General features: G+C 61.6%; 2 protein-coding genes. One reads left to right on the top strand and one right to left on the bottom strand.

The window, feature by feature from the left end; translation table 11 throughout:
* Positions 1–255: 255 nt before the first annotated feature.
* On the bottom strand, positions 256–774 hold the full coding sequence (locus AX692_RS14125; RefSeq protein WP_073975743.1) for a MarR family winged helix-turn-helix transcriptional regulator: 519 nt from the start codon (positions 772–774) through the stop codon (positions 256–258).
* A gap of 126 nt (positions 775–900) precedes the next feature.
* Here AX692_RS14125 and AX692_RS14120 point away from each other — a divergent pair, with 126 nt between their 5' ends.
* Entirely contained in the window at positions 901–1,644 is a 744-nt protein-coding gene (locus AX692_RS14120) for a helix-turn-helix transcriptional regulator (RefSeq protein ID WP_073975742.1), read from the top strand.
* The last annotated feature ends 118 nt before the right edge of the window (positions 1,645–1,762 follow it).

The following is a 1,762-nucleotide window of genomic DNA, read 5'->3' as shown; positions in this document are numbered from 1 at the left end:
TGGCGGTTTGCCACCGGCAGGGCGGGGCTGGACGCGGGGGTTAACGTCCAAGCCGAAACGCTCCACCCCCATGTGCCGGCCCTTCGGCCACCGGGTTACCTTGATGGCTGCCCCTTCTGGAAGGGACGAGACCGCCAATGTTCAGCTCGCTATCCGAGGGTATGCCCCGGAAGGATGCGCGCCCTTGGGCGGGTTCGGGGGCCGGGGCCAGGGCACGGTTCGTCATCCGCCTCCCTCGCCCGAGGCCGATCGAACCTAGAGCGGCTGGGCGTTGCGGCAGTATGGCCTGATCGATCCGCAATAGCCGCGCAGACGCTTGATCGCCGATGGCGTGAGATCGAGGAACACCCGCCTCTTGTCCTTCGGATCGGCAACCCGCTCCACATAACCGCGCTCTTCCAGCACGGCGATGTAGCGCAGCGCCGTGGTCGAGGCGACGCCGCTGCCGAAACACACCGCCGTCACCGACAGCCGTTCGCCATTCAGCTTGGAATGGTACAGATCGAGCAGCATCGACCACGTGGGATCGAAGAACAGGTCTTCTTCGAAGTAGCTGGCCCGCATTCTTCTTGTCCGCATCAGGGTCTTTACTGTGGCCAGTTCATCCACAGCATTGCCTTCGTGATCCGGGGCGCCCGGATCGAATGCCCCGAGGCCGGAAGATGCCCGCTGGAAAGGGGGCTCCGCCGCAGCCTGCCCCTTTTCGGCTAGCGATTGGATTGATTGCGCAATATCGTCGAGTCGCGCGAATACGAGGTTGATCTGATCGGTCATGCAACCACCGTTAGCCGAGTAAACAAACGAGAGTCTGTCCCCTAGTTGGACGACGCAATTTGTGTTATGTTGCGCTCTCGAGAAAGGACCGGGACAGCCATGTGAAGAACGGATAAAGGAGGGGCTATGACCGTGCTCATGGATCACGGCGGCTTGGGGCCGGAGTACTTGCGCTTCATATTCGAGGCCGCGACCGTCTGCGACGTGCTCGACATCATGTGCGCGGCATCCTTTGCGCTCGGCGGGGACAAGTTCAGCTACCATCCCGAGGTCATGTTCGAAGGTGTCGCGTCGACCGGATCGGAAGTGTACGCGGTCGGATATCCCAAGGAATGGACCGACCTCTACTTCGAAGGTGGGGCAAAGCTGGTCGATCCCACGCCGGATGCGATCATGCGTCTGGGAAGGCCCACCACCTGGGAAGACGCGCTGAAGGAGCGCAAGTTGACCAATGCGGAACGCCAATACCTGTTGCGCATCAGGCGATACGGCATGGGGTTGGGATATGGCTTTCCCCTCTGGGGCCCGAATTGCCAGAATGCCTTCGTTGCGGTGGGATTTCCCGAGGGTACCGCATTGCCCGGCCGCGCGGCCATAGAGTCCCACCAGATGCTCCTGCTCGGCGGTCACCAGAAGATCTGCTTTCTCACCTGCAGCCCATCCTCGGGCGTCCCGACATTGTCTGATCGCGAGAGAGAGGTATTGACCTGGATCGGGCGCGGCAAGAGCAACACCGATGTCGCGTGCATCCTTGGAATCTCCGCCGAAACGGTTGCGACCTATGTGCGCAGGATCTACGAAAAACTGCATTGTCATGACCGGATCGGCGCTGTCATCAAGGCCCTGCGGATGAGCCTGATCCGGGTCTAGAGCGCAACCCAGCCTTCCCGCCGCCTTTTTCGCGGCTTTGCGTGATCGCTTTTCGTTTTCCTACCTGCCCGAAACCTGCAATCTCCCCCCGCGCCATGCCCCGCAAGCGCGCGCCCTC

It is taken from the genome of Erythrobacter donghaensis (genome assembly GCF_001557325.1).
Taxonomy (GTDB): domain Bacteria; phylum Pseudomonadota; class Alphaproteobacteria; order Sphingomonadales; family Sphingomonadaceae; genus Erythrobacter; species Erythrobacter donghaensis_B.
This window is presented reverse-complemented; position numbering and strand designations above follow the sequence as displayed.

Bases quoted from the DNA above. Each gene is read 5' to 3' on its own strand.
- AX692_RS14120 (WP_073975742.1), top strand. From the start codon at position 901: ATGACCGTGCTCATGGATCACGGCGGCTTGGGGCCGGAGTACTTGCGC.
- AX692_RS14125 (WP_073975743.1), bottom strand. From the start codon at position 774: ATGACCGATCAGATCAACCTCGTATTCGCGCGACTCGACGATATTGCG.